The 20,006-nt window shown below is 71.3% G+C and carries 24 protein-coding genes; 20 read left to right on the plus strand and 4 right to left on the minus strand.

Annotated elements, in window-relative coordinates:
- Window positions 1-67: 67 nt before the first annotated feature.
- On the minus strand, window positions 68-1,606 hold the full coding sequence (locus tag RGQ06_RS11615; RefSeq protein ID WP_432428829.1) for a hypothetical protein: 1,539 nt from the start codon (window positions 1,604-1,606) through the stop codon (window positions 68-70).
- The gene (locus tag RGQ06_RS11620; protein WP_432428828.1) at window positions 1,606-2,133 is read right to left on the minus strand and encodes an RNA polymerase sigma factor; all 528 of its coding nucleotides are present in this window, start codon (window positions 2,131-2,133) and stop codon (window positions 1,606-1,608) included. Before RGQ06_RS11620 ends, RGQ06_RS11615 begins: the two co-directional genes overlap by 1 nt.
- A 128-nt stretch (window positions 2,134-2,261) precedes the next feature.
- On the opposite strand from RGQ06_RS11620, the gene prmC reads away from it, so the two are divergent.
- The 3 genes from prmC to RGQ06_RS11635 are packed head-to-tail and all read left to right on the plus strand — an operon-like array spanning window position 2,262 to window position 4,212.
- Window positions 2,262-3,119 carry a peptide chain release factor N(5)-glutamine methyltransferase gene (gene prmC / locus RGQ06_RS11625; protein WP_432428827.1) on the plus strand — a complete coding sequence of 286 codons (858 nt, stop codon included), beginning with the start codon at window positions 2,262-2,264 and terminating at the stop codon, window positions 3,117-3,119.
- Window positions 3,116-3,733, plus strand: coding sequence for an L-threonylcarbamoyladenylate synthase (locus tag RGQ06_RS11630; RefSeq protein WP_432428826.1), 618 nt, complete (start codon window positions 3,116-3,118; stop codon window positions 3,731-3,733). Before prmC ends, RGQ06_RS11630 begins: the two co-directional genes overlap by 4 nt.
- A 38-nt stretch (window positions 3,734-3,771) precedes the next feature.
- Window positions 3,772-4,212, plus strand: coding sequence for a cyclic nucleotide-binding domain-containing protein (locus RGQ06_RS11635; RefSeq protein WP_432428825.1), 441 nt, complete (start codon window positions 3,772-3,774; stop codon window positions 4,210-4,212).
- A gap of 24 nt (window positions 4,213-4,236) precedes the next feature.
- Here RGQ06_RS11635 and RGQ06_RS11640 read toward each other — a convergent pair whose 3' ends face one another.
- Entirely contained in the window at window positions 4,237-5,724 is a 1,488-nt protein-coding gene (locus RGQ06_RS11640; RefSeq protein ID WP_432428824.1) for an acetyl-CoA acetyltransferase, read from the minus strand.
- Between the two features lie 111 nt (window positions 5,725-5,835).
- On the opposite strand from RGQ06_RS11640, the gene RGQ06_RS11645 reads away from it, so the two are divergent.
- The 15 genes from RGQ06_RS11645 to RGQ06_RS11715 all read left to right on the plus strand — a co-directional run bounded on the left by RGQ06_RS11645 (window position 5,836) and on the right by RGQ06_RS11715 (window position 17,493).
- Window positions 5,836-6,372 (plus strand): hypothetical protein, encoded by a 537-nt coding sequence (locus RGQ06_RS11645; protein ID WP_432430725.1) that lies wholly within the window; start codon window positions 5,836-5,838, stop codon window positions 6,370-6,372.
- A 23-nt stretch (window positions 6,373-6,395) separates the two neighbouring features.
- Window positions 6,396-6,854, plus strand: a complete 459-nt coding sequence (gene rpiB, locus RGQ06_RS11650; protein ID WP_432428823.1) for a ribose 5-phosphate isomerase B — start codon at window positions 6,396-6,398, stop codon at window positions 6,852-6,854.
- Window positions 6,855-6,900: 46 nt separating this feature from the next.
- Entirely contained in the window at window positions 6,901-8,145 is a 1,245-nt protein-coding gene (gene glyA, locus RGQ06_RS11655; RefSeq protein WP_432428822.1) for a serine hydroxymethyltransferase, read from the plus strand.
- Window positions 8,146-8,181: 36 nt separating this feature from the next.
- Entirely contained in the window at window positions 8,182-9,300 is a 1,119-nt protein-coding gene (locus tag RGQ06_RS11660) for a glycosyltransferase family 4 protein (RefSeq protein ID WP_432428821.1), read from the plus strand.
- 118 nt (window positions 9,301-9,418) lie between these two features.
- Entirely contained in the window at window positions 9,419-9,742 is a 324-nt protein-coding gene (locus tag RGQ06_RS11665; RefSeq protein ID WP_432428820.1) for an AtpZ/AtpI family protein, read from the plus strand.
- Window positions 9,739-10,200 carry an ATP synthase subunit I gene (locus RGQ06_RS11670; RefSeq protein WP_432428819.1) on the plus strand — a complete coding sequence of 154 codons (462 nt, stop codon included), beginning with the start codon at window positions 9,739-9,741 and terminating at the stop codon, window positions 10,198-10,200. Before RGQ06_RS11665 ends, RGQ06_RS11670 begins: the two co-directional genes overlap by 4 nt.
- Window positions 10,197-10,961, plus strand: coding sequence for a F0F1 ATP synthase subunit A (gene atpB / locus RGQ06_RS11675; RefSeq protein ID WP_432428818.1), 765 nt, complete (start codon window positions 10,197-10,199; stop codon window positions 10,959-10,961). The genes RGQ06_RS11670 and atpB overlap by 4 nt, the downstream gene beginning before the upstream one ends.
- Window positions 10,962-11,016: 55 nt before the next feature.
- Window positions 11,017-11,244 (plus strand): ATP synthase F0 subunit C, encoded by a 228-nt coding sequence (atpE, locus tag RGQ06_RS11680; protein WP_432428817.1) that lies wholly within the window; start codon window positions 11,017-11,019, stop codon window positions 11,242-11,244.
- 12 nt (window positions 11,245-11,256) lie between these two features.
- Complete coding sequence (atpF, locus tag RGQ06_RS11685; protein ID WP_432428816.1) at window positions 11,257-11,991, plus strand: F0F1 ATP synthase subunit B; 735 nt, start codon at window positions 11,257-11,259, stop codon at window positions 11,989-11,991.
- Window positions 11,992-11,993: 2 nt separating this feature from the next.
- Window positions 11,994-12,521, plus strand: a complete 528-nt coding sequence (gene atpH / locus RGQ06_RS11690; protein WP_432428815.1) for an ATP synthase F1 subunit delta — start codon at window positions 11,994-11,996, stop codon at window positions 12,519-12,521.
- 22 nt (window positions 12,522-12,543) lie between these two features.
- Window positions 12,544-14,067, plus strand: coding sequence for a F0F1 ATP synthase subunit alpha (atpA, locus tag RGQ06_RS11695; protein WP_432429059.1), 1,524 nt, complete (start codon window positions 12,544-12,546; stop codon window positions 14,065-14,067).
- On the plus strand, window positions 14,067-15,035 hold the full coding sequence (locus tag RGQ06_RS11700; protein WP_432428814.1) for a F0F1 ATP synthase subunit gamma: 969 nt from the start codon (window positions 14,067-14,069) through the stop codon (window positions 15,033-15,035). The genes atpA and RGQ06_RS11700 overlap by 1 nt, the downstream gene beginning before the upstream one ends.
- A 9-nt stretch (window positions 15,036-15,044) precedes the next feature.
- Window positions 15,045-16,526, plus strand: a complete 1,482-nt coding sequence (atpD, locus tag RGQ06_RS11705; protein ID WP_432428813.1) for a F0F1 ATP synthase subunit beta — start codon at window positions 15,045-15,047, stop codon at window positions 16,524-16,526.
- Between the two features lie 11 nt (window positions 16,527-16,537).
- Window positions 16,538-16,945 (plus strand): ATP synthase F1 subunit epsilon, encoded by a 408-nt coding sequence (gene atpC, locus RGQ06_RS11710; protein ID WP_432428812.1) that lies wholly within the window; start codon window positions 16,538-16,540, stop codon window positions 16,943-16,945.
- Window positions 16,946-16,974: 29 nt separating this feature from the next.
- Window positions 16,975-17,493, plus strand: coding sequence for a 2'-5' RNA ligase family protein (locus tag RGQ06_RS11715; protein ID WP_432428811.1), 519 nt, complete (start codon window positions 16,975-16,977; stop codon window positions 17,491-17,493).
- 1 nt (window position 17,494) lies between these two features.
- Here RGQ06_RS11715 and glpX read toward each other — a convergent pair whose 3' ends face one another.
- On the minus strand, window positions 17,495-18,484 hold the full coding sequence (glpX, locus tag RGQ06_RS11720) for a class II fructose-bisphosphatase (protein ID WP_432428810.1): 990 nt from the start codon (window positions 18,482-18,484) through the stop codon (window positions 17,495-17,497).
- Between the two features lie 114 nt (window positions 18,485-18,598).
- Here glpX and RGQ06_RS11725 point away from each other — a divergent pair, with 114 nt between their 5' ends.
- Both RGQ06_RS11725 and RGQ06_RS11730 read left to right on the plus strand, forming a co-directional pair.
- Window positions 18,599-19,363: an HDOD domain-containing protein gene (locus RGQ06_RS11725; RefSeq protein WP_432428809.1), complete on the plus strand. Its 765-nt coding sequence runs from the start codon at window positions 18,599-18,601 to the stop codon at window positions 19,361-19,363.
- 34 nt (window positions 19,364-19,397) lie between these two features.
- Window positions 19,398-20,000 carry a hypothetical protein gene (locus RGQ06_RS11730; protein WP_432428808.1) on the plus strand — a complete coding sequence of 201 codons (603 nt, stop codon included), beginning with the start codon at window positions 19,398-19,400 and terminating at the stop codon, window positions 19,998-20,000.
- The last annotated feature ends 6 nt before the right edge of the window (window positions 20,001-20,006 follow it).

A 20,006-nucleotide genomic window follows, 5' to 3' on the forward strand; every position in this document is an offset into this window, starting at 1 on the left:
CGCCCCCAGCAAACTGGCAGTCGTGGTGTAGCGGCTGGACGACTTGCATCCGCCCGACAGGGCGACGTCAGAGTCGCCAGGTCCGCTCGCCGTCGGCCGTCTGGAACGTGGCGTCGATCGCGGCAGTCGGGTCGGCGTCGAGCAAGACGAGTCCGAGCAGGCGGGACGAGCCCGGGATGGAGCCGGTCAGGAAGTCCAGCACGGCGACCTCGGCACCGGTCGTGCGGTCGACGAAGCGGGCGGTGGACAGGTCCGGAGCGACGCCGTCGGGCAGCACACCGCTGACGATCACCGGCGTGCCGGACCCCGTCTCCTCGTTCGACAGGCTGCCCGACTGAAGCGCCGTGGTCGAGAGATCGGCCAGCGGTCCACCCGAGCCGCTGGTGCCGTTGCCCTCGGCGATCTCCTGCATCAGGGCGTACCTGGCGTCGTCGTCCTCGAGGATCCGGAGCCGGTAGGTGAAACCGGCACGATCCGGGATCTCGATGCTCGCGAGGGGTTCGCCCTCGGCCTCGAAGCTCGATGCGGGAGCGTCGAGCAGCGCCAGCTCGGGCGATGCGGGGTGGGCGCCGACCATCGCGTCGAAGGCTGCGGCGTCGATGGGGTTGAGGCCGGGGACGACCCGGCGGAGGACGGCATCGATGTCGCCGTACGTGACGAGGGCGACGACGGTCCCCTCGACCGGCTGCCACGACGCGTGCGACGGGCCTCCAACGGTCGACCTGGAGACCGAGATCCCCTGGCCGTCCACCTCGACCCGCTCCACCTCGTCGCTGAACACGTGCAGCGCGCCGAGCAGGCCCGGTCCTCCCGGACGCCACCCGACCACGATGTCGTCGTCGCCTGAGGTGGCGTCGTAGGCGACTCCCTGCCAGTCGCTGCGCACCGAGGCGCCGTACTCGATGACGGGGCTGAACTGATCGTAGGTGCCCTCGTGGAGCACGTCGTGCCCGGGCAGCGGGCCGTCGGCGGACCACCCCGCGGCAACTGCTTCGCGGGCGACCTCCACGAGGGCATCCCGATCCAGGGCGCTCGACATGAGGGTCCGGGCGGTGTCCCCGTCCTGCCAGGCGATCTGCTGGGAGCTCCCGGAGGTGCGGTACAGGCCCTCGATGCCACCGAGGTCGATGAGCTCGCCGCCGTAGACCCGATCGTCCCACGGCGTGGTCTGGGTGACGATCGCCTGCTGCCAGGGATCGTCGCTGCCGGTGGGACCGTGCGCGGTGTAGGGCGGACCCGGCTGTCCACTGGCGGGATCGACCGCGACGGAGGGCCCGTCGAACGCCGCCCGGACCTCGTAGCCGAGGGCCTCGGGCTCGGGCAGCGCGAACCCGGTCACGTCGGCGCCGGTCTCCACGGGCACGTCACGGTCGTCGGCCACCGTGCCCTGCTCGTCGTCCCGAGCGTCCAGCGCCAGGCCGATCCCGACCAGCGCGACCACGACGAGCGCAGCCGCGACCAGGAGGGGCACCCACGGGCGCCGGCGACCGCCTCCGGCGTCGATCGGCAGGGGAGCGGGTTCGGCATCACCCAACCCGGCGTCGAGCGCGCTGACGGCTCGGCGAGCCCGGCGATCCAGCGCATCGAGCAGCTCGGTGCCCTCCATCAGCCCTCCTCCAGCTCGTCGCGCAGCAGCTCGGCGAGCGCCAGCCGGCCCCGGTGCAGGTGGACCTTGACGGTGCCCTCGGCGATCTCGAGCACCCGGGCGATCTCGGACACGGGGAGGTCCTCCAGGTAGTGCAGCGCCACGGCGTGGGCCTGGCGCTCGGGTAGCGAGCGCAGCGCGGACCAGAACGCGTCGTCTGGGGGCAGCTCGTCGCGGTGGACGCCGTCGGTGGGCACGCGGGCGACTGCCCGGCCCTCCGCGGCGCGACGGCGGGCGGCCGAGGTCGCCGCGTTGAGCAGCACCCGACGGACGAAGCCGCCGGGGGACTCGTAGCGCCGGACCCGGTCCCAGTCCCGGTGCACGACGAGCATGGCGTCCTGGACGAGCTCTTCGGCGAGGTCGCGGCGACCGGTCAGGGTCCAGGCGAGGCGGAGCAGCGGGCGGTGCTCGCGCCGGTAGAGGTCGTCGAAGGACGGCCCGTCATCGTGGAGTACGACCACCGCGGGGTCCAGCGCCTCGCTGCTCACCGCCGCACCTCCGATCCCGCCGACTGCATCCACACCCCAGCACACGCACGAGGGCGTCCCGAGGTTTACCTGGCCGCAACACGAGCACTGCCAGAACGAGAAGGGGTGCTCGTAGGATCGACGGCTCCATGGTCGCCGACACCGACACGACGAGCTGGGCCGAGCTGCACCAGCAGACCGTCGAGCGCCTGCGCGCCGCCGGTGTCGACAACGCGTCGAACGAAGCCCGCTGGATCGTCGAGCGTGCCGCCGGCGACCCCTACCGCCTGGTCGCCGACAAGCCCGTCACCGTCCGCTCGCACCACCACTGGCGCCTCATGGTCGAACGGCGCGAAGCGGGTGAACCGCTGCAGTACGTGCTGGAGCGGTGGCCGTTCCGCCGGCTCGAGCTCTTCGTCGACCGCCGGGTGCTGATCCCGCGTCCTGAGACCGAGGTCGTCGTCGATGCCGTCCTCGACGAGCACGCCCGGGTCGGGGGAGCCGTCGTGGACCTCGGCACCGGCTCCGGTGCCATCGCCCTGTCCGTCGCGTCGGAGCGCCCGGGCACCGAGGTCTGGGGCGTCGAGCGGTCACCGGACGCGTTGGCCGTGGCCCGGGCCAACTGCACCGGGCTCGGTCGCAAGGCCCGCACGGTGCGCCTGGTCGAGGGCTCGTGGTTCGCCGCCCTGCCCGAGGAGCTGCGGGGCGAGGTCGGGGTCGTGGCGTCCAACCCGCCCTACGTCCCCGACGCGGCCGAGCTGCCCGACGACGTCGAGCGCTGGGAGCCGATCGACGCACTGCGGGCCGGTGACGACGGGCTCGCCGACATCCGGGTCATCGTGGCCGAGGCGGTCGAGTGGCTCGCTCCCGGCGGCGCGCTCGTGGTCGAGCACGGCGACGACCAGGGACCGGTCACCCGTGCGCTGGCCGCCAGCGCCGGGTTCACCGAGATCCGCACCGGCACCGACCTCGCCGGCCGCGAGCGCTTCCTGGTGGCCCGGCGGTGACCGCACCCGTCATCGCCGCGGACGACCCGGGTGCCGTCGAGCGCGCCGCCAAGTCCCTCCTCGGCGGTGGCCTCGTGGTCCTGCCGACCGAGACGGTCTACGGCCTGGCCGCGCTGGCGTCCGACCCGGACGCGACCCGTGCCCTGTTCGAGCGCAAGGGCCGTGGGGCCGCCGTGCCGGTGGCGGTGCTGTGCGCCGACGCCGAGCAGGCCCTGGCGCTGACCGAGTCGGTCTCGCCGCTGGCCCGGGCGCTCGCCGCGGCCCACTGGCCGGGGCCGCTCACGATGGTCCTGCCCCGGCGGGCCGGCCTGCCGTGGGCGCTGGGGGAGCCGACCCACACCATCGGCCTGCGCTGCCCCGACCACGACCTGGTGCGCGCCCTCGCCGCCCGCGTCGGCCCGCTGGCCACCACCAGCGCCAACCGCCACGGCCAGCCCACGCCGGCGTCCGCCACCGAGGCCGCCGAGCAGCTGCTCGGGCCCATCGACCTGGTGCTCGACGGCGGTGCGCTCACCGGCGTGCCCTCCACCGTCGTCGACCTCACCGGGGAGCGCCCGCGGGTGCTGCGCCAGGGCGCGGTGGACATCGACGCGAGCGACGCGCCGGACGCCTAGCCTCCCGGTCCGACCACACCTCGAGGGAGCCGCCACCAATGCCCGACATCGACCTCTCCACCATCTCCTTCTTCTCCGGCTTCGACCGTGCCGCGCTCGACAAGATCGCCGCCATGGGCGAGACCGTGGAAGCCGAGAAGGGCGCGGTGCTCATGGAGCAGGGCGAGGTCGGCCGCGAGGCGTTCGTCGTCGTCTCCGGCGAGGTCCAGATCATCGTCAACGGCCACGTCGTCGGCACGGCCGGCCGCGGCTCGGTGCTGGGCGAGATGGCGCTGCTCGACCTGCGTCCCCGCTCGGCCACGCTGGTCGCGCTCACCGACGTCGAGCTCATCAGCTACGCGTCGAAGCAGTTCCGCCAGATCGTCGACGAGATGCCGGCCGATGCGCGCGCCGCCCTCGACGAGCGGGACGAGCGCTTCCGGGCCGAGAACCTGGAGATCGGCTTCGACGACGAGCGGCCCCGCCCCCCGGGCCACTGACCCGACGAGATCTGCGGCGCGGCGTCAGTCCAGGAGGCTGACCCGGCCCTCGGCGGTGCGGTGCACGCGCCGCTCGATGATGTCCTCGGCGACCATCGTGGCGAGGGTGTCGGCGTCGTCGGTGGTGCCCCAGGCGCGTCGGCCGTCGTCGAGCAGCATGGCGACGATGCCCTGCTCGGGCTGGCCGTCCTTGCCGTGCATCACGGTCCAGGTCTCGACGGTGGCCTCGCCCTCGTGGTCGGGTGCGACCTCACGGGACGGCAGCGCATCGATCTCGTCCTGCGGGTGGGCGTGGCGGAACCCCTCGGCCGGCGGCTCGGTGGAGTAGATGCCGAAGGCGTGCTTGGTGAGGTAGCCGCCGTTGGCCCACACCAGGCCGGTGCTGCCCGGGTCGTCCCGCAGGGCGTCCACCGTGGCGGCGATGGAGTGCATCACGTAGTTGTTCCACGGCCCGCCGGCGAAGCTCAGCCCGCCGGTGAGGGTGAGCTGGCGGTCGAGGTCGAGGCCGAGCTCGTCGGCGCCGACCTGCACCGCCACCGGGAAGCACGAGTAGAGGTCGACGTGGTCGATGTCGTCGATGGTGAGGCCGGCCTCGGCGAGCGCGGCCCGGCCGGCGATGCCGACCGCGGGCGCGGTGTAGAGGGTGTCGCGGTGGGACACGTAGGGGTGCTCGTGCGCATCGGAGCCGGCCAGCGGGAACACCCAGCGATCGCGGGGCACGCCCAGGCGCTCGGCCACCTCGACCGAGCACACCAGCACCGCGGCCGACTGCTCGACCGCGTTGTTGGAGTTCATGACCTTCGTGTACGGCATGCCCACCATGCGGTTGGTGGGGGAGGGGGTGACGATCTCCTCGGGGGTCATGGCCTCCTGGATCCAGGCGTGCGGGTTCTTCGCCGCGACCTCGGAGAAGCGCGACCACAGCCCGCCGAGGATCGGCAGGTGCTCGTCCATGGTGCGCCCGAGGTGGTGGCGACGGGCCTGCTCGAACATCGGGTACACCTGGATCGGCAGGAAGATCCCGAGGGCGGTCTCGGCCTCGTGGTTCATCTCGACCGCGGTGCCGATCTCCCGGGCCGGCTCGGTGCCCTCCGGCTCGGTGGTCCACGGCGGGTTCTCGCCCGTGGCGCGGTACTTGGAGCGGGTCCGCCACGACTCGGCGCCGGCCAGCAGGACGCAGGAGACCTCGCCCGCCTGGATGTCGAGCGCCGTCTGGTTGAGCAGCATCTGCGGGGAGTTCCCGCCCATGGCCGAGATGCCGCTGTCGATCGGGTGCCCGACGCCGAGGCGCTCGGCCACGAGCGAGCCGGGATCGGTGTAGCGCCACGACAGCAGCCCGACCGTGCGGACCGAGTCGATCGCGGAGGCATCGGTGACGGAGGCGTCCTCGAGGGCGGCCCGGCCGGCGACGACCATGAGGTCCACCGGCTCGAGCTCGGGCTCACCGCGGTCGACGCGCTGGCTCCGCTGGCCGACGCCGATGATGACCGGGGTGCGGGGATCGAGCGACACGGGTACCTCCGAAAAGACTTGACCGAACGGTCAAGAATGTAGGAGCCCGGGCGCCGAGGTGGGCAACCCGCACCGGTAGCCTCCGGCGGCATCGACCCCTCCGCCGTCCGCATCCTCGTCGTCTGCACCGGCAACATCTGCCGATCGCCCATGGCCGAGGCCATGCTGCGCCAGCGCCTCGACGAGCGCGACGTCCCGGCCGAGATCACCTCCGCCGGCTTCGTCACCGAGGACCGTCCCGCGTCGCCGCCCGCGGTGGAGCTGCTCTCCGGGCGCGGCCTGGACCTGCGCGCGCACCGCAGCCAGCGGGTCACCGTCGACCACCTCGGCGACCCCGACCTGATCCTGTGCATGGAGCGCATGCACGTCCGGGAGGTCGCCGTCCTCGACCGGGACGCCTTCGAGCGCACGTTCACGCTCCCGGACCTGGCCCGCCGGGCCGAAGCCCACGGTCCGCGCCGCGACGGCGAGGGAGTGCGCGACTGGCTCCGGCGCATCGGTGCCGGACGCCGGCCGGCCGACGTGCTCGGCGTCGCCCCCGAGGACGAGGTGCCGGATCCGTACGGCCGACCTGCCGCCGCGTACCGTCGAACCGCCGAGACCCTCGACGAGCTCCTCGACGTCGTCGTCTCCCACCTGTTCCCCTGATCCACCTCGACCCGGAGCCCCCATTGCGCATCGCCATCGGCGCCGACCACGCCGGCTACGACCTCAAGCAGCACCTGCTCGCCACCATCTCCGACCTCGGCCACGAGGCCATCGACATGGGCACCGACTCGACCGAGTCGGTCGACTACCCGCCGATCATGGCCGCCGTGGGCCAGGCGGTGGCGAGCGGCGACGCCGACCGGGGGATCGTGCTCGGTGGCTCGGGCCAGGGCGAGCAGATCGCGGCCAACAAGGTGCGCGGCGTGCGCGCCGCGCTCTGCAACGACCTGTACACGGCGCGGATGAGCAGGGAGCACAACGACGCCAACGTGCTCGCGATGGGTGCCCGCATCGTGGCACCCGGCCTGGCCGACGAGATCCTGCAGCTGTGGCTCACCACGCCGTTCGAGGGCGGTCGCCACGAGCGGCGGGTCGACGGCATCCACGCCATCGAGAACGGCAACGGGGGGACCGCCGGCTGACCCCGGCGATCACGACGGCCACCGACATCGGTGGCACGATGGGGCCATGGGTTGGCCCGAGATCGACGACGACGAGCTGTTCGGCCTGATCGACCGGGAGGTCGAGCGCCAGAACACCACCATCCAGCTGATCGCATCGGAGAACTTCACCTCTCCGGCCGTCATGCGGGCCACCGGCTCGGTGCTGACCAACAAGTACTCCGAGGGGTACCCCGGCAAGCGCTACTACGGCGGCAACGAGGTCATCGACGAGGTCGAGACCCTCGCCATCGAGCGGGCCAAGTCCCTGTTCGGCGCGGCCCACGCCAACGTCCAGCCCCACGCCGGCGCCAACGCCAACATGGGCGTGTACCTCGCCCTGCTCGACCCGGGCGACACCGTGCTCGGCCTGCGCCTCGACCAGGGCGGCCACCTCACGCACGGTTCGCCGGTGAACGCCAGCGGCAAGCTGTACGACTTCGTGTCCTACGGGGTCACCCCCTCCGACGAGCGCATCGACTTCGACCAGGTCCGCGACGTCGCCCTCGAGCACCGGCCCAAGATCATCGTCGCGGGGGCCACCGCCTACCCCCGCATCATCGACCCGCAGCCCTTCCGGGACATCGCGGACGAGATCGGCGCCTACTTCATGTTCGACGCCGCCCACATCGCCGGGCTGATCGCCGGTGGCGTGCACCCCTCGCCGGTGCCGGTGGCCGACATCGTCACCTTCACGACGCACAAGACCCTGCGCGGCCCCCGCGGCGGCACGATCCTGTGCACCGAGGAGCTGGCCCCCACCATCGACAAGGCCATGTTCCCCGGGCTCCAGGGCGGCCCCCTCGACCACGTCATCGCCGGCAAGGCCGTCGCCTTCGCCGAGGCCGCCACCGGGGAGTTCCGGGACTACGCCGCCCAGATCGTGCGCAACGCCGAGGCGCTGGCCAGGGGCCTCGCCGGTCGGGGCCTGCGGCTCGTGTCCGGCGGCACCGACAACCACCTGCTGCTCGTGGACCTGCGCTCCTACGACGAGGAGCTGTCGGGCAAGAAGGCCCGCCTCGCCCTCGACCGGGCCGGCATCTCGCTCAACGAGAACACCGTCCCCGACGACCCCCGCCCGCCCTACATCACCTCCGGCCTGCGCATCGGCACGCCGGCGGTCACCACCCAGGGCATGGGTGAGGGCGAGATGGACGTCATCGCCGGGCTGATCGTGCGCACGCTCGACGGCCGGGAGGACGAGACCGAGATCGCGGCGGTCCGCGACGAGGTCCGCACCCTCTGCGGCAAGTTCGAGCCCTACCCGGTCTGATCCGCCGGCGCCGGCCGCCGCCGGCGCACCTCCACCATGGACGCGCTCCTGGTCTTCGCCGCCGCTGCCCTCACCACGCTGGTGCTCACCCCGCTGGCGGGGCGGCTCGCGGCTCGGTTGGGCGCCATCGCCGTCCCCGACGACCGTCGGGTGCACGCGCGACCCACGCCCACCCTCGGCGGCCTCGGCATCCTGGCCGGGTTCCTGGCCGGGATGCTGGTCGGCTGGCGGGGCGGAGGCTTCGGGGCCATCTTCACCGCGCCCACCGTCCCACTCGGGGTCGTCGTGGCCGCCGTGATCGTCTACTTCGTCGGCGCCATCGACGACGTCCGGGAGATCTCGGCCCCGGCCAAGACCGCCGGCACCGTGCTCGCCGGCTCGATCCTCAACATCGCCGGCGTGTCGATCCTGCTGTTCCGCATGCCCGAGGTCGGCCTCATCGACCTGTCCCCGGACCTGGCCGCCCTCGTCACCGTCCTGTGGGTCGTGGGCATGTGCCAGGCCATCAACCTCATCGACGGCCTCGACGGCCTCGCCGCCGGCATCGTGGCCATCGCGTCCGGGGCGCTGTTCCTCTTCGCCGACAAGCTCGGTGACCCGAACGTGGCCCAGCTGCCGGCCGACAACGTGGCGCCCCTCGTCGCGCTGGCCACCTGCGGCGCGTGCGTCGGGTTCCTCCCGCACAACTGGAACCCGGCGTCGCAGTTCATGGGCGACGGCGGCGCCCTCCTGCTCGGCTTGCTCATGGCCGCCTCGTCCATCGCCGTGGGCGGCAACTCGCTGGCCGACTCCTCGAGCCAGACGTTCTTCTTCTTCGCCCCGCTGTTCATCCCGCTCGTGATCCTCGGGGTGCCGATCTTCGACACCGCCTACGCGATCGTGCGGCGGGTGCGCAAGGGGATGAGCTTCGCCGAGGCCGACAAGGGCCACCTCCACCACCGGCTCATGGACCTCGGCCACGGCCAGCGGCGCAGCGTCGCCATCCTCTGGCTCTGGACCGCGCTGCTGTCGGGCCTCGTGCTCTACCCGGTGTACACCGACTCCGACGACGGCGCGCTGCCCATCGGCATCGCCGCCCTCGCCCTGCTGCTCTACACGGTGCTGCACCCACGGGCCCGCACCGAGCGCCGGGCGAGGCGCACCACGGACGTGTGAAGCACCGCTTTGCTACGTTGCGCCGAGCCGTCGGGGGACCCTGGATTTGCCGTCTCGCGACCTGCTTTCATAGATTGCGAAACGATTCACAAGCGGCGCCGAAGGATCCCCTCGAACCGTGTCCCCGAGAAGCGACAAGCCAGCCCTGAACGAGCTGCTCGGTGACGAGTCGGCCCGTGGCATCGAGCTCGCCGTGACCCCTGTGGTCTTCGGTGGGTTCGGTTGGCTCGTCGACGGTTGGCTCGGCACCGGTCCCTGGCTCACGCTCGGCCTCGCCGCCTTCGCCCTCGCCGGCACCATCGCGAAGCTGTGGTTCACCTACGACGCCCAGATGCGCGAGCTCGAGTCCACCAGCCGGTGGGCCCGCGGCAGCCGTCCGGCCGAGGGTGCCGCCCCGGCCGACGACGTCGACCTCTGGTCCGATCGGCGGGCCCAGGCGTGATCCCCGTCGCCGCCCCCGCCGGTGAGGCGCCCGAGTACGAGCTCGTGGGCGACCTGCTCCGCAAGGCCCTCCCCGTGGCCCCGGTGGCGGTGGCCGTGGCCGCGATCTTCGCCGGCCTCGACGGTGCCCTCTCCGCCGGCGTGGGCGTCGCCCTCGTCGCCGGCAACCTCCTGCTCGCCGCCGCCAGCCTCGTCTGGGCGGGCCGCATCAGCCTCGGCCTGCTCATGGGCGTCGCCCTCGGCGGCTACGCCGTGCGCATCGGCCTGCTCTTCCTGATCGTGCTCCTCCTGCAGGACCTCGACTGGATCCACCTCCCCAGCCTCGGGCTCACGCTCGTCATCACGCACCTCGGTCTGCTCTTCTGGGAGCTCCGGTACGTGTCGGCCAGCCTCGCCCACCCGGGCCTCAAGCCCACGACCGCCCCCGCAACCTTCGCATCCAAGGAGCGAGCCCAGTGATCTTCGGTCTCGAGTTCCCGCCGCTGAGCCACATCGTCGACTGGCCCGTCTTCCTCTTCGAGGACACGGCGTTCGGGATCAACAAGGTCGTCCTCGTCTACTTCGCGGCGATCATCCTCACGGTTCTGGTCTTCGTGCTCGGCAACCAGCGCAAGCTCGTCCCGACCGGTGCGCAGAACCTGGCCGAGTCCTCGGTGAACTTCATCGAGGACGGGATCATCATGCAGTCCATGGGGCCCCGAGGCCTCAAGTGGGCGCCGCTGCTGACTGCGATGTTCTTCTTCATCTTCTTCAACAACATCTTCGAGGTGATCCCCGGCGTGCAGATGCCGGGCACCGCCCGCATCGCCCTGCCGATGTTCCTCGCCATCTTCGTGTGGTTCGTGTTCAACATCGCCGGCATGATCGAGCACGGCCCGATCGGCTACCTGAAGCACAGCCTGATCCCGCCCGGCGTGCCCGTCGGCCTGCTGCCGATCATCGTGCCGATCGAGTTCGTCTCGAACTTCCTGGTCCGGCCCTTCTCGCTGATGGTGCGACTCTTCGCCAACCTGCTGGCCGGCCACATCCTCCTCGTCACCTTCGCCGTGCTCACCGCGGCGCTGTGGACCACGGAGTGGTACGCGGTGTTCCTGCCGCTGCCGCTGTTCGCCGTGATCTTCTTCGTGGCCTTCGAGATCCTGGTCTCGTTCCTCCAGGCGTACGTGTTCACGCTGCTGACCGCGGTCTACATCGACTCGGCCACCAGCCACGAGCACTGATCACCTTCTCAATTCCAAGTCCCAACCCAACCCACACAAGGAGAGAGGACCTCTCATGATCCTCGCCGAAATCACCGACACCGGCCTTGCTGCACTGACGTACGGCATCGGGGCCCTGGGCCCCGGCATCGGCATCGGCTACCTGGTCGGCCAGGCCGTCCAGGCCATGGCCCGTCAGCCCGAGGCCGCCGGCATGGTCCGGACCACGATGTTCCTGGGCATCGCCTTCGTGGAGGCCCTGGCCCTCATCGGCTTCGTGGTCTTCTTCCTCGGCCAGGCCTGAGCGGAGGACCGCATGCGACGAATCACGAGACTGCTGCTGATCGCAGCGCTCGGGGTCGCCGCCCTGGTCGGTACCGCCGCGCCCGCAGGCGCGGTCGGCGAATCCGTCGAGGGCTGCACCATCGAAGCGGTGCAGGAGATGCTCGAGGGCAAGGAGGGCCTCGAGCCCGGCACGCCCGAGTACGAGGCCATCTCCGAGGAGACCGAGGAAGCGGTCGCTGACTGCATCGAGGCTCCCAACGTGCTGCTCCCCGAGATCAACGAGGTCATCTGGGGCGGCATCGGCTTCCTGGTCGTGCTGTTCTTCATGATGAAGTTCGGCTTCCCCGCCGCCAAGAAGGCCATGACCGACCGCACGGCCAAGATCCAGGGCGACCTGGACGCTGCCGAGCAGGCCAAGGCCGACGCCGAAGCCGTCAAGGCCGACTACGAGTCCAAGGTGGCCGAGGCCAAGGCCGAAGCCGGCCGGATCATCGAAGAGGCCCGACAGGACGCCGACCGGCTGCGCGCCGATCAGCAGGCCCGCCTGAACGAGGAGCTCACTGCTGCTCGCACCCAGGCCCAGGCCGACATCGACGCCGCCAAGGGCCAGGCCATGTCCGAGCTCCGCGGCGAGGTCGCCACCATCGCGATCGGCGCAGCCGAGAGCGTCGTGGGCGCCAACCTCGACCGCGACGCCCAGACCCGCCTCATCGAGGACTACATCAACCGGGTCCAGGCCGCACCCTCCGGCAACGGGCAGGGCTGAGCATGGGCACCGAGCGTGACAAGGCATACGCCATGGCGATCGCCGCCGTGGGGCGCGCCGAGGGCGAGCTCGACAAGGTGCAGGACGAGCTGTTCAGCCTGTCCCGCACGCTCGGCGGCTCCGAGGAGCTGCTGTCGACGCTGACCGACGCCCAGGTGCCGGTCGCCCGTCGACAGCAGATCGTCGAGGACCTCCTCGCCGGGAAGGTGTCCAAGTCCACCATCGCCACCGTGTCGATGGTCGTGGCCGCCGGCCGCGCCCGCGACCTCACCGGCATCGCCGACGAGCTCGTCGCGCTCGGTGCCGCCGAAGGTGGCCGCGACGTCGCGGTGGTGCGGTCGGCCATCGACCTCACCGACGACCAGAAGGCCCGCCTGGCCGCTGCGCTGCAGCAGGCCGTGGGCAAGCCGGTCGACATCCGCGTCGTCATCGATCCCTCCGTGCTCGGAGGGCTGGTCGCCCAGGTCGGCGACACCGTCATCGACGGCTCCGTCCGTCGGCGTCTCGACCTGCTGAAGCAAGCCATCTAGGGGCTCTCATCCAATGACTGATCTGAACATCAACTCCGGCGACATCGCCGCCGCCATCCGCAAGAACCTCGAGGGGTTCGACCCGTCGATCGGCACGGCCACCGTCGGCCGCATCGCCGAGGTCGGCGACGGCATCGCTCGCGTCACCGGCCTGCCCGGCTGCGCCGTGAACGAGCTGCTCGAGTTCGAAGACGGCACCAAGGGCCTGGCCCTGAACCTCGACGAGGAGTCGATCGGTGCCGTGGTGCTCGGTGAGGTCGACCACATCAACGAGGGCCAGGCCGTCCGCGCCACCGGCGACATCCTCTCCGTGCCCTGCGGCGACGGCCTCCTCGGCCGCGTCGTGGACGCCCTCGGCAACCCCGTCGACGGCAAGGGCCCGCTGACCAACGTCAGCACCCGCCGCATGGAGATCCAGGCCCCCGGCATCATGGGCCGCCAGCCGGTGCACGAGCCGCTCCAGACCGGCATCAAGGCCATCGATTCGATGACCCCGATCGGTCGTGGCCAGCGAGAGCTGATCATCGGCGACCGCAAGACCGGCAAGACCGTCATCGCGATCGACACCATCCTGAACCAGAAGGGTCTCGGGGTGAAGTGCATCTACGTGGCCATCGGCCAGAAGGAGTCCACGGTCGCCCAGACCGTGAGCACCCTCGCCGAGCACGGCGCGATGGACTACACGGTCGTGGTCGTGGCCGGCGGTTCCGATCCGGCGCCGTTCAAGTACCTCGCCCCCTACGCCGGGTGCGCCATGGGCCAGCACTGGATGGAGAACAGCGAGCACGCGCTCGTCGTCTACGACGACCTGTCCAAGCAGGCCGAGGCCTACCGCCAGGTGTCGCTGCTGCTCCGCCGCCCGCCGGGCCGCGAGGCCTACCCGGGCGACGTGTTCTACCTGCACAGCCGCCTGCTCGAGCGGGCCGCCAAGCTCTCCGACGAGCTCGGCGCCGGTTCGCTCACCGCCCTGCCGATCATCGAGACCAAGGCCGGCGACATCTCGGCCTACATCCCGACGAACGTGATCTCGATCACCGACGGCCAGGTCTTCCTCCAGGAGGACCTCTTCAAGTCCGGCATCCGGCCGGCGTTCGACACGGGTCAGTCGGTGTCCCGTGTGGGTGGCGCCGCGCAGATCAAGGCCATGAAGACCGCGGTGGGCACGCTCAAGGGCGACCTGTCCCAGTTCCGCGAGCTCGAGTCCTTCGCCCAGTTCGGCTCCGAGCTCGACGCCGTGTCCCAGGCCACGCTGGATCGGGGCTACCGCCTCGTGGAGCTGCTCAAGCAGGACCTCAACTCGCCGCTGCGGGTCGAGGAGCAGGTCATCGTGCTCTACGCCGGGACGAACGGCTTCCTCGACGGCATCCCGGTCGAGGACGTGAAGCGCTACGAGGCCGACCTCCTGGCCTGGTTCGAGGCTCGCCACCGCGACCTCCTCGAGAGCATCCGCACCACCGGCAAGATCGAGTCCGAGGACGATCTGAAGGCGGCGCTGCAGGGCTTCACCGACCAGTTCGAGACCACGGTCAGCACCGAGGAGTCGTAGTGGCAGGTGGCAAGGAGCGCGTCCTGCGCCGGCGCATCAAGTCGGTGCAGACCACGAAGAAGATCACGAAGGCGATGGAGCTCATCGCCGCCAGTCGGATCGTCAAGAGCCAGCAACGCGTCCTCGCCGCCCGCCCGTACGCCGACCAGATCACCGAGGTGATCCGGAACCTCGCGGCGGCCGGTGCCGGCGGCGGTGCCCCGCTGCTCGCCCCGCGCGAGCAGGTCCAGACCGTCGCCACCATCGTCGTCGGCGGCGACCGCGGCCTGTCGGGCGCCTACAACTCCAACGCCATCCGCATGGGCGAGCGCAACATGTCCGCCCAGCGCCGCGACGGCAAGGAGACGGTGCTGATCGCCGTCGGCCGCAAGGTCGAGAGCTACTTCCGCTTCCGCGGCTACGACATCGCCGATGCCTTCACCGGCTTCCTCGACGAACCGCACTACGAGGACGCCCGGCGCATCGCCGAGGCCGTCGTGCCCAAGTTCGAGGACGGCACCTACGACCGGGTGGACATCGTCTACACCCAGTTCCTGTCGGCCGGCACCCAGCAGGTGGTCACCCGCCAGTTCCTGCCGCTCGACACCTCGGCCATCACCGAGACCGCCGCCGACGGCCCGTCCGCCGACTACGACTTCGAGCCCGGGCCCGAGCAGATCCTCGACCGGCTGCTGCCCCGCTACGCCGAGGCCCGCCTCTTCTCCGCCCTCCTCGAGGGCGCGGCGTCCTTCTTCGCCGCCCAGCAGCGCGCCATGAAGTCGGCCACCGACAACGCGGAGGAGCTCATCACCAAGCTCTCCCGCGAGATGAACCGCGCCCGCCAGGACTCCATCACGACCGAGATCATGGAGATCGTCGGTGGTGCCGAGGCCCTCCGCCAGAGCAAGAGCGAAGGCATGGACCTGATCCCCGATGATGCCCTCAGCATCCGAGACCTGCTCGTCGACACCGTCGACTACAACCGCTAGGAGCACCCCGTGACCGTCACCGAGCCCACCAGCCAAGAAGCCGGCCAGCTCAAGTCGGGCCGCATCGTGGCCATCGCCGGCCCCGTGGTCGACGTCGAGTTCCCCACCGGGGAGCTCCCCGACATCAACTTCGCGCTCGAGATGACCATCAACGTCGGCGGCGAGGACATCACCGTCGTCGCCGAGACGGCCCAGCAGCTCGGCAACAGCCGCGTGCGGGCCATCTGCATGAAGCCCACCGACGGCCTCATCCGCGGCACCGAGGTCCGCAACCTCGGCCACCCGCTCCAGATGCCGGTGGGCGACGGCGTGCTCGGCCACGTGCTGAACGTGCTCGGCGAGCCGCTCGACGTCGACTCCCTCGACATGTCCAAGATCGACGGCTACCGCCCGATCCACCGCGCCGCCCCCGACTTCGCCGACCTGGCCCCGAAGAAGGAGGTGTTCGAGACCGGCATCAAGGTCATCGACCTCCTGACCCCGTACCTGCGAGGCGGCAAGATCGGCCTGTTCGGTGGCGCCGGCGTGGGCAAGACCGTGCTCATCACCGAGATGATCAACCGCGTGGCCTCCCAGTTCGGTGGCGTCTCCGCCTTCGCCGGGGTGGGCGAGCGCACCCGTGAGGGCACCGACCTCTTCATCGAGATGGGCGAGACCAAGATCGACGAGAACACGTCGGTCCTGGACAAGGCCGCCCTCGTGTTCGGCCAGATGGACGAGCCCCCGGGTGTGCGCCTGCGCGTCGCCCTGTCGGCCCTCACCATCGCCGAGTACTTCCGCGACGAGCGCAACCAGGACGTGCTGCTCTTCATCGACAACATCTTCCGGTTCGTGCAGGCCGGCTCCGAGGTGTCCACCCTCCTCGGCCGCATGCCCTCCGCCGTGGGCTACCAGCCCACGCTGGCCGACGAGATGGGCACCCTCCAGGAGCGCATCACCTCGACCAAGGGTCGCTCGATCACCTCGCTGCAGGCCGTCTACGTGCCCGCCGACGACTACACCGACCCGGCCCCGTTCACGACCTTCACGCACCTCGACGCCACCACCGAGCTGTCCCGCGACATCGCCGCCCTCGGCATCTACCCCGCCGTGGACCCGATCGCGTCGACCTCGTCGATCCTGTCGCCCGAGGTCGTCGGCGACCGCCACTACGGCGTCGCCACCCGGGTCCAGGAGATCCTCCAGCGCTACAAGGAGCTGCAGGACATCATCGCCATCCTCGGTCTCGACGAGCTGTCCGAGGAGGACAAGATCCTCGTGGCCCGGGCCCGCAAGATCCAGCGGTTCCTCTCCCAGCCGATGTTCGTGGCCGAGGTCTTCACCGGCCTCCCCGGCGTGTTCACCCCCGCCGAGGAGACCGTCGACTCCTTCGAGCAGCTCATCAACGGCGAGCTGGACGACCTGCCCGAGCAGGCCTTCCTGAACGTCGGCGGTGCCGACGACGCCCGTCGCAAGGCCGAGCAGCTGCGCAAGTCCACCGGCGGGGAGTGATCGGGGTGCCGATGCAGGTCGAGCTGGTCTCGCCCGAGCGCATCCTGTGGTCCGGCCAGGCTGAGATGGTCATCGCCCGCACCGTGGGCGGCGGTGACATCGCGTTCCTGCCGGGGCACGCCCCCTTCGTCGGCGCCCTCGGCACCGGCATCCTCACCGTCCGCCCCGCCGGCGGCGGCGCGGACGAGAAGGTCGCCGTCCACGGAGGCTTCGTCGAGGTGTCGGGCACCGCGGAGTCCTCCTCGGTCACCGTGCTCTCCGACGTGGCGGAGATGGCCAGCCAGATCGACGTGGAGCGGGCCCGCCGGGCCAAGGAGCAGGCCGAGCTCCACCTGCGCCAGGAGCACGACACCGAGGCCGAGGCCGCGCTGCGCCGGGCGCACGTGCGCCTCGAAGCGGCCGGCCACACCCCGCACTGAGCCGCTGAGCGGGGCGGAGCGCTGACGACGTGGCCCGTCGTCGCTTCGCCGTCGCCCTGGTGGTCCCGCCGCCGGTCTCGATCGAGATCGACGGCCTGCGGCGCGCCCTGGGCGACCGCCAGCTCGGCCGGATCGACCCCCACATCACGATCATCCCGCCGATCAACCTGCACGAGGACCAGATCGGCGACGCGCTCGCCGTGGTGCAGGCCGCGGCCCGGGCCGCCGGGCCGATGGCGCTCACGCTCGGTCCGGTGGACACCTTCGCGGAGACCTCGCCCGTCCGGTTCCTCGCCGTCGATCCCTGGGAGCCGGTGGTCGAGCTGCACCGGTCGTGCTGGACCGACGTGCTGGACCGCCCGGAGAAGCGTCCGTTCCACCCCCACTGCACCGTCGACATCGACGGCGGTCCGACCGACGGGCCGGACCCGGCGCTCGACCTGCTCGCGGGGTTCCGGGTGCAGGTCGAGCTGGACCGGGTGACGGTGCTCGAGAACGTGGACCGGGGCTGGGATCCCTACATCGCCTACCGCTTCGGGTTGGGCTGATTCAGAAGTCGACGCTCGCGTAGGCGGCCAGCTTGTCGATCTTGTGCTGGGCCTCGATGAGGCGGACCGTCCCCGACTTGGAGCGCATCACCAGCGACTGCGTCGACGCGCCCCGGTTGTCGTAGTGGACGCCGCGGAGCAGCTCGCCGTCGGTGATGCCGGTGGCGGCGAAGAAGCAGTTGTCGCTGCGGATCAGGTCGTCCTCGGTGAGGACCCGGTCCAGGTCGTAGCCAGCATCGAGTGCGGCCCGGCGCTCGGCCTCGTTGCGGGGCCAGAGGCGCCCGAGGTGGGCGCCGCCCATGGCCTTGAGCGCAGCGGCGGTGATGACGCCCTCAGGGGTGCCGCCGATGCCGAACAGGATGTCGGCACCGGACTGGGGCCAGCAGGTGGAGATGGCACCGGCCACATCGCCGTCGGGGATCAGCCGCACCCGGGCGCCGGCCTCGCGCACCTCGGCGATGAGGTCCTTGTGGCGGTCGCGGTCGAGGATCACGGCGGTGAGGTCGCGCACGGCGTCGCCCTTGGCCGCCGCGACGGCCTTGAGGTTCTCGGTCGGGCTCTTGTTGAGGTCGATCGCGTCGCGCGCCTCGGGCCCGGTGGCGATCTTCTCCATGTACATGCAAGGCCCCGGGTCGAACATCGAGCCCTGCTCCGACATGGCGATGACCGAGATCGCCCCGCTGCGCCCGAGCGCGGTGAGCGTGGTGCCGTCGATGGGATCCACGGCGATGTCTACCTTGGGCGGGTTGCCATCGCCGATGTGCTCGCCGTTGTAGAGCATCGGCGCCTCGTCCTTCTCGCCCTCGCCGATGATGACGATGCCGTCCATGGGCACCGAACCGAGCACGATGCGCATGGCGTCCACGGCGGCGCCGTCGGCGCCCTCCTTGTCCCCGCGGCCCATCCAGCGGCTGGCGGCCAGGGCCGCGGCCTCGGTCACGCGGACGAGCTCGAGGGCGAGGTTGCGGTCGGGAGCCTGGGGCTGGGGCATGCGCGAACCGTACCCGCGGCCGGTGCGGGCAGCGCCAGCCCGGATGACCACGCAGAGTGCTCAAGATCCCCACCATGGGTGCCGATGGTGCTGCATGCGTCAGGAGGACCCGGCATGATCAACACCAAGCGGCAGCCGCCGGTGTCCACCACCACCCTTCCGGTGCTGATGGAGGCCATCGCCGACCGTGCGGCGACCGCCGCCTCGGTGGCGTCCGTGGTCGGGCACGACCCCGGACTCGCCGCACGGGTCCTGGCTCTGGCGAACTCGTCGCAGTTCGGGCTGTGCCGTCGGGTCACCGACCTGGCCCAGGCCGTGACCGTCGTCGGCACCGGCGTGGTGCAGACGCTCGCCATCGCCAACACCGCCGCCCTGGTCGACACCAGCGCGTTCGTCGCCGACGCCCACGACCACGCCGTCCGGGTCGCGATCGCCGCCCGCCTGCTGGCGCCGGCCGCCGGCGTGCACCCCGACGACGCCTTCGCCGCCGGCCTGCTCCACGACATCGGGGAGCTGCTGCTCCTGCAGGACAGCCCCAGCGAGTACGCCCGCCTCCACGCCACCTTCGAGACCCACGCCGACCAGCTCCGGGCCGAGAAGCGGGTCTTCGGCACCGATCACGCCCTCGCCGGCGCCGAGCACCTCCTCGACTGGCGGGTGCCCGACGTGATCGCCGACGCCGTCGCCGACCACCACGATCCGTTCCACGGCTCGGCCCCCACCACCATCGTGGTGGCCGCCGCGGACGAGCTCATCTCCGCCGAGACCGGGCGGCACCACGCGCTCGACCTGCTCGAGCTGGACGTGGCCGCCGCCGACGGCCTCCGCGACCGGGTCGCGACCGAGGCCGGCGCCCTCACCGGCCTGGTGGGCGGTTAGGGGCGACCGCCCGGGACCGACGTAGCCTGCAGGGGTGCTGAACGAGCCCGGACAGGACGACCACGACGGCGACCTGGAGCTGGACACGTCCATGCTCGACGGCCCCGATCCCCGGGCCGAGGCCACCGCGGACAGCGACGACTGCCCGCCGCTCGACGATGCGAAGGAGCAGGTCGGCTACGAGCTGTTCGAGTGGGACCCGACCGAGCTCGACGAGCTCGACGACATCCTCCACGAGCTCGGCCTTCCCCACGAGTGGGTCGCCGACGGCTACGAGGTGGTCGTGCACGTCGAGGACGAGGCGCGCGTCGACGCCCTGCTGCCCACGATCCGCTTCCCCGACGAGCTCCCCCCCGAGGCCGACGACGGCGACGACACCGACGTGCAGGTCCTCGGCGACCTGTTCACGGCCGCCGACCGGCTCCAGGGCGGCGCCAGCACCGACGCGGTGAACGGGTTCCTCGACGCGGCGGAGCGCATCGGCGAGCACCCGCCCTACGGCCTGGACGAGAAGGAGTGGGGCCAGGTCGTCGACCAGGTCGACGAGATCATCGACCTGTTCCACGCTGCCGGCCCCGCCGAGGAGATCACCGAGGCCGCCTACCGCCTGCGGCGACGCCTGCGCCCCCTGGTGTGACCGGTA

This window comes from Salinilacustrithrix flava (assembly GCF_041228405.1).
Taxonomy (GTDB): Bacteria; Actinomycetota; Acidimicrobiia; order Acidimicrobiales; family Salinilacustritrichaceae; genus Salinilacustrithrix; species Salinilacustrithrix flava.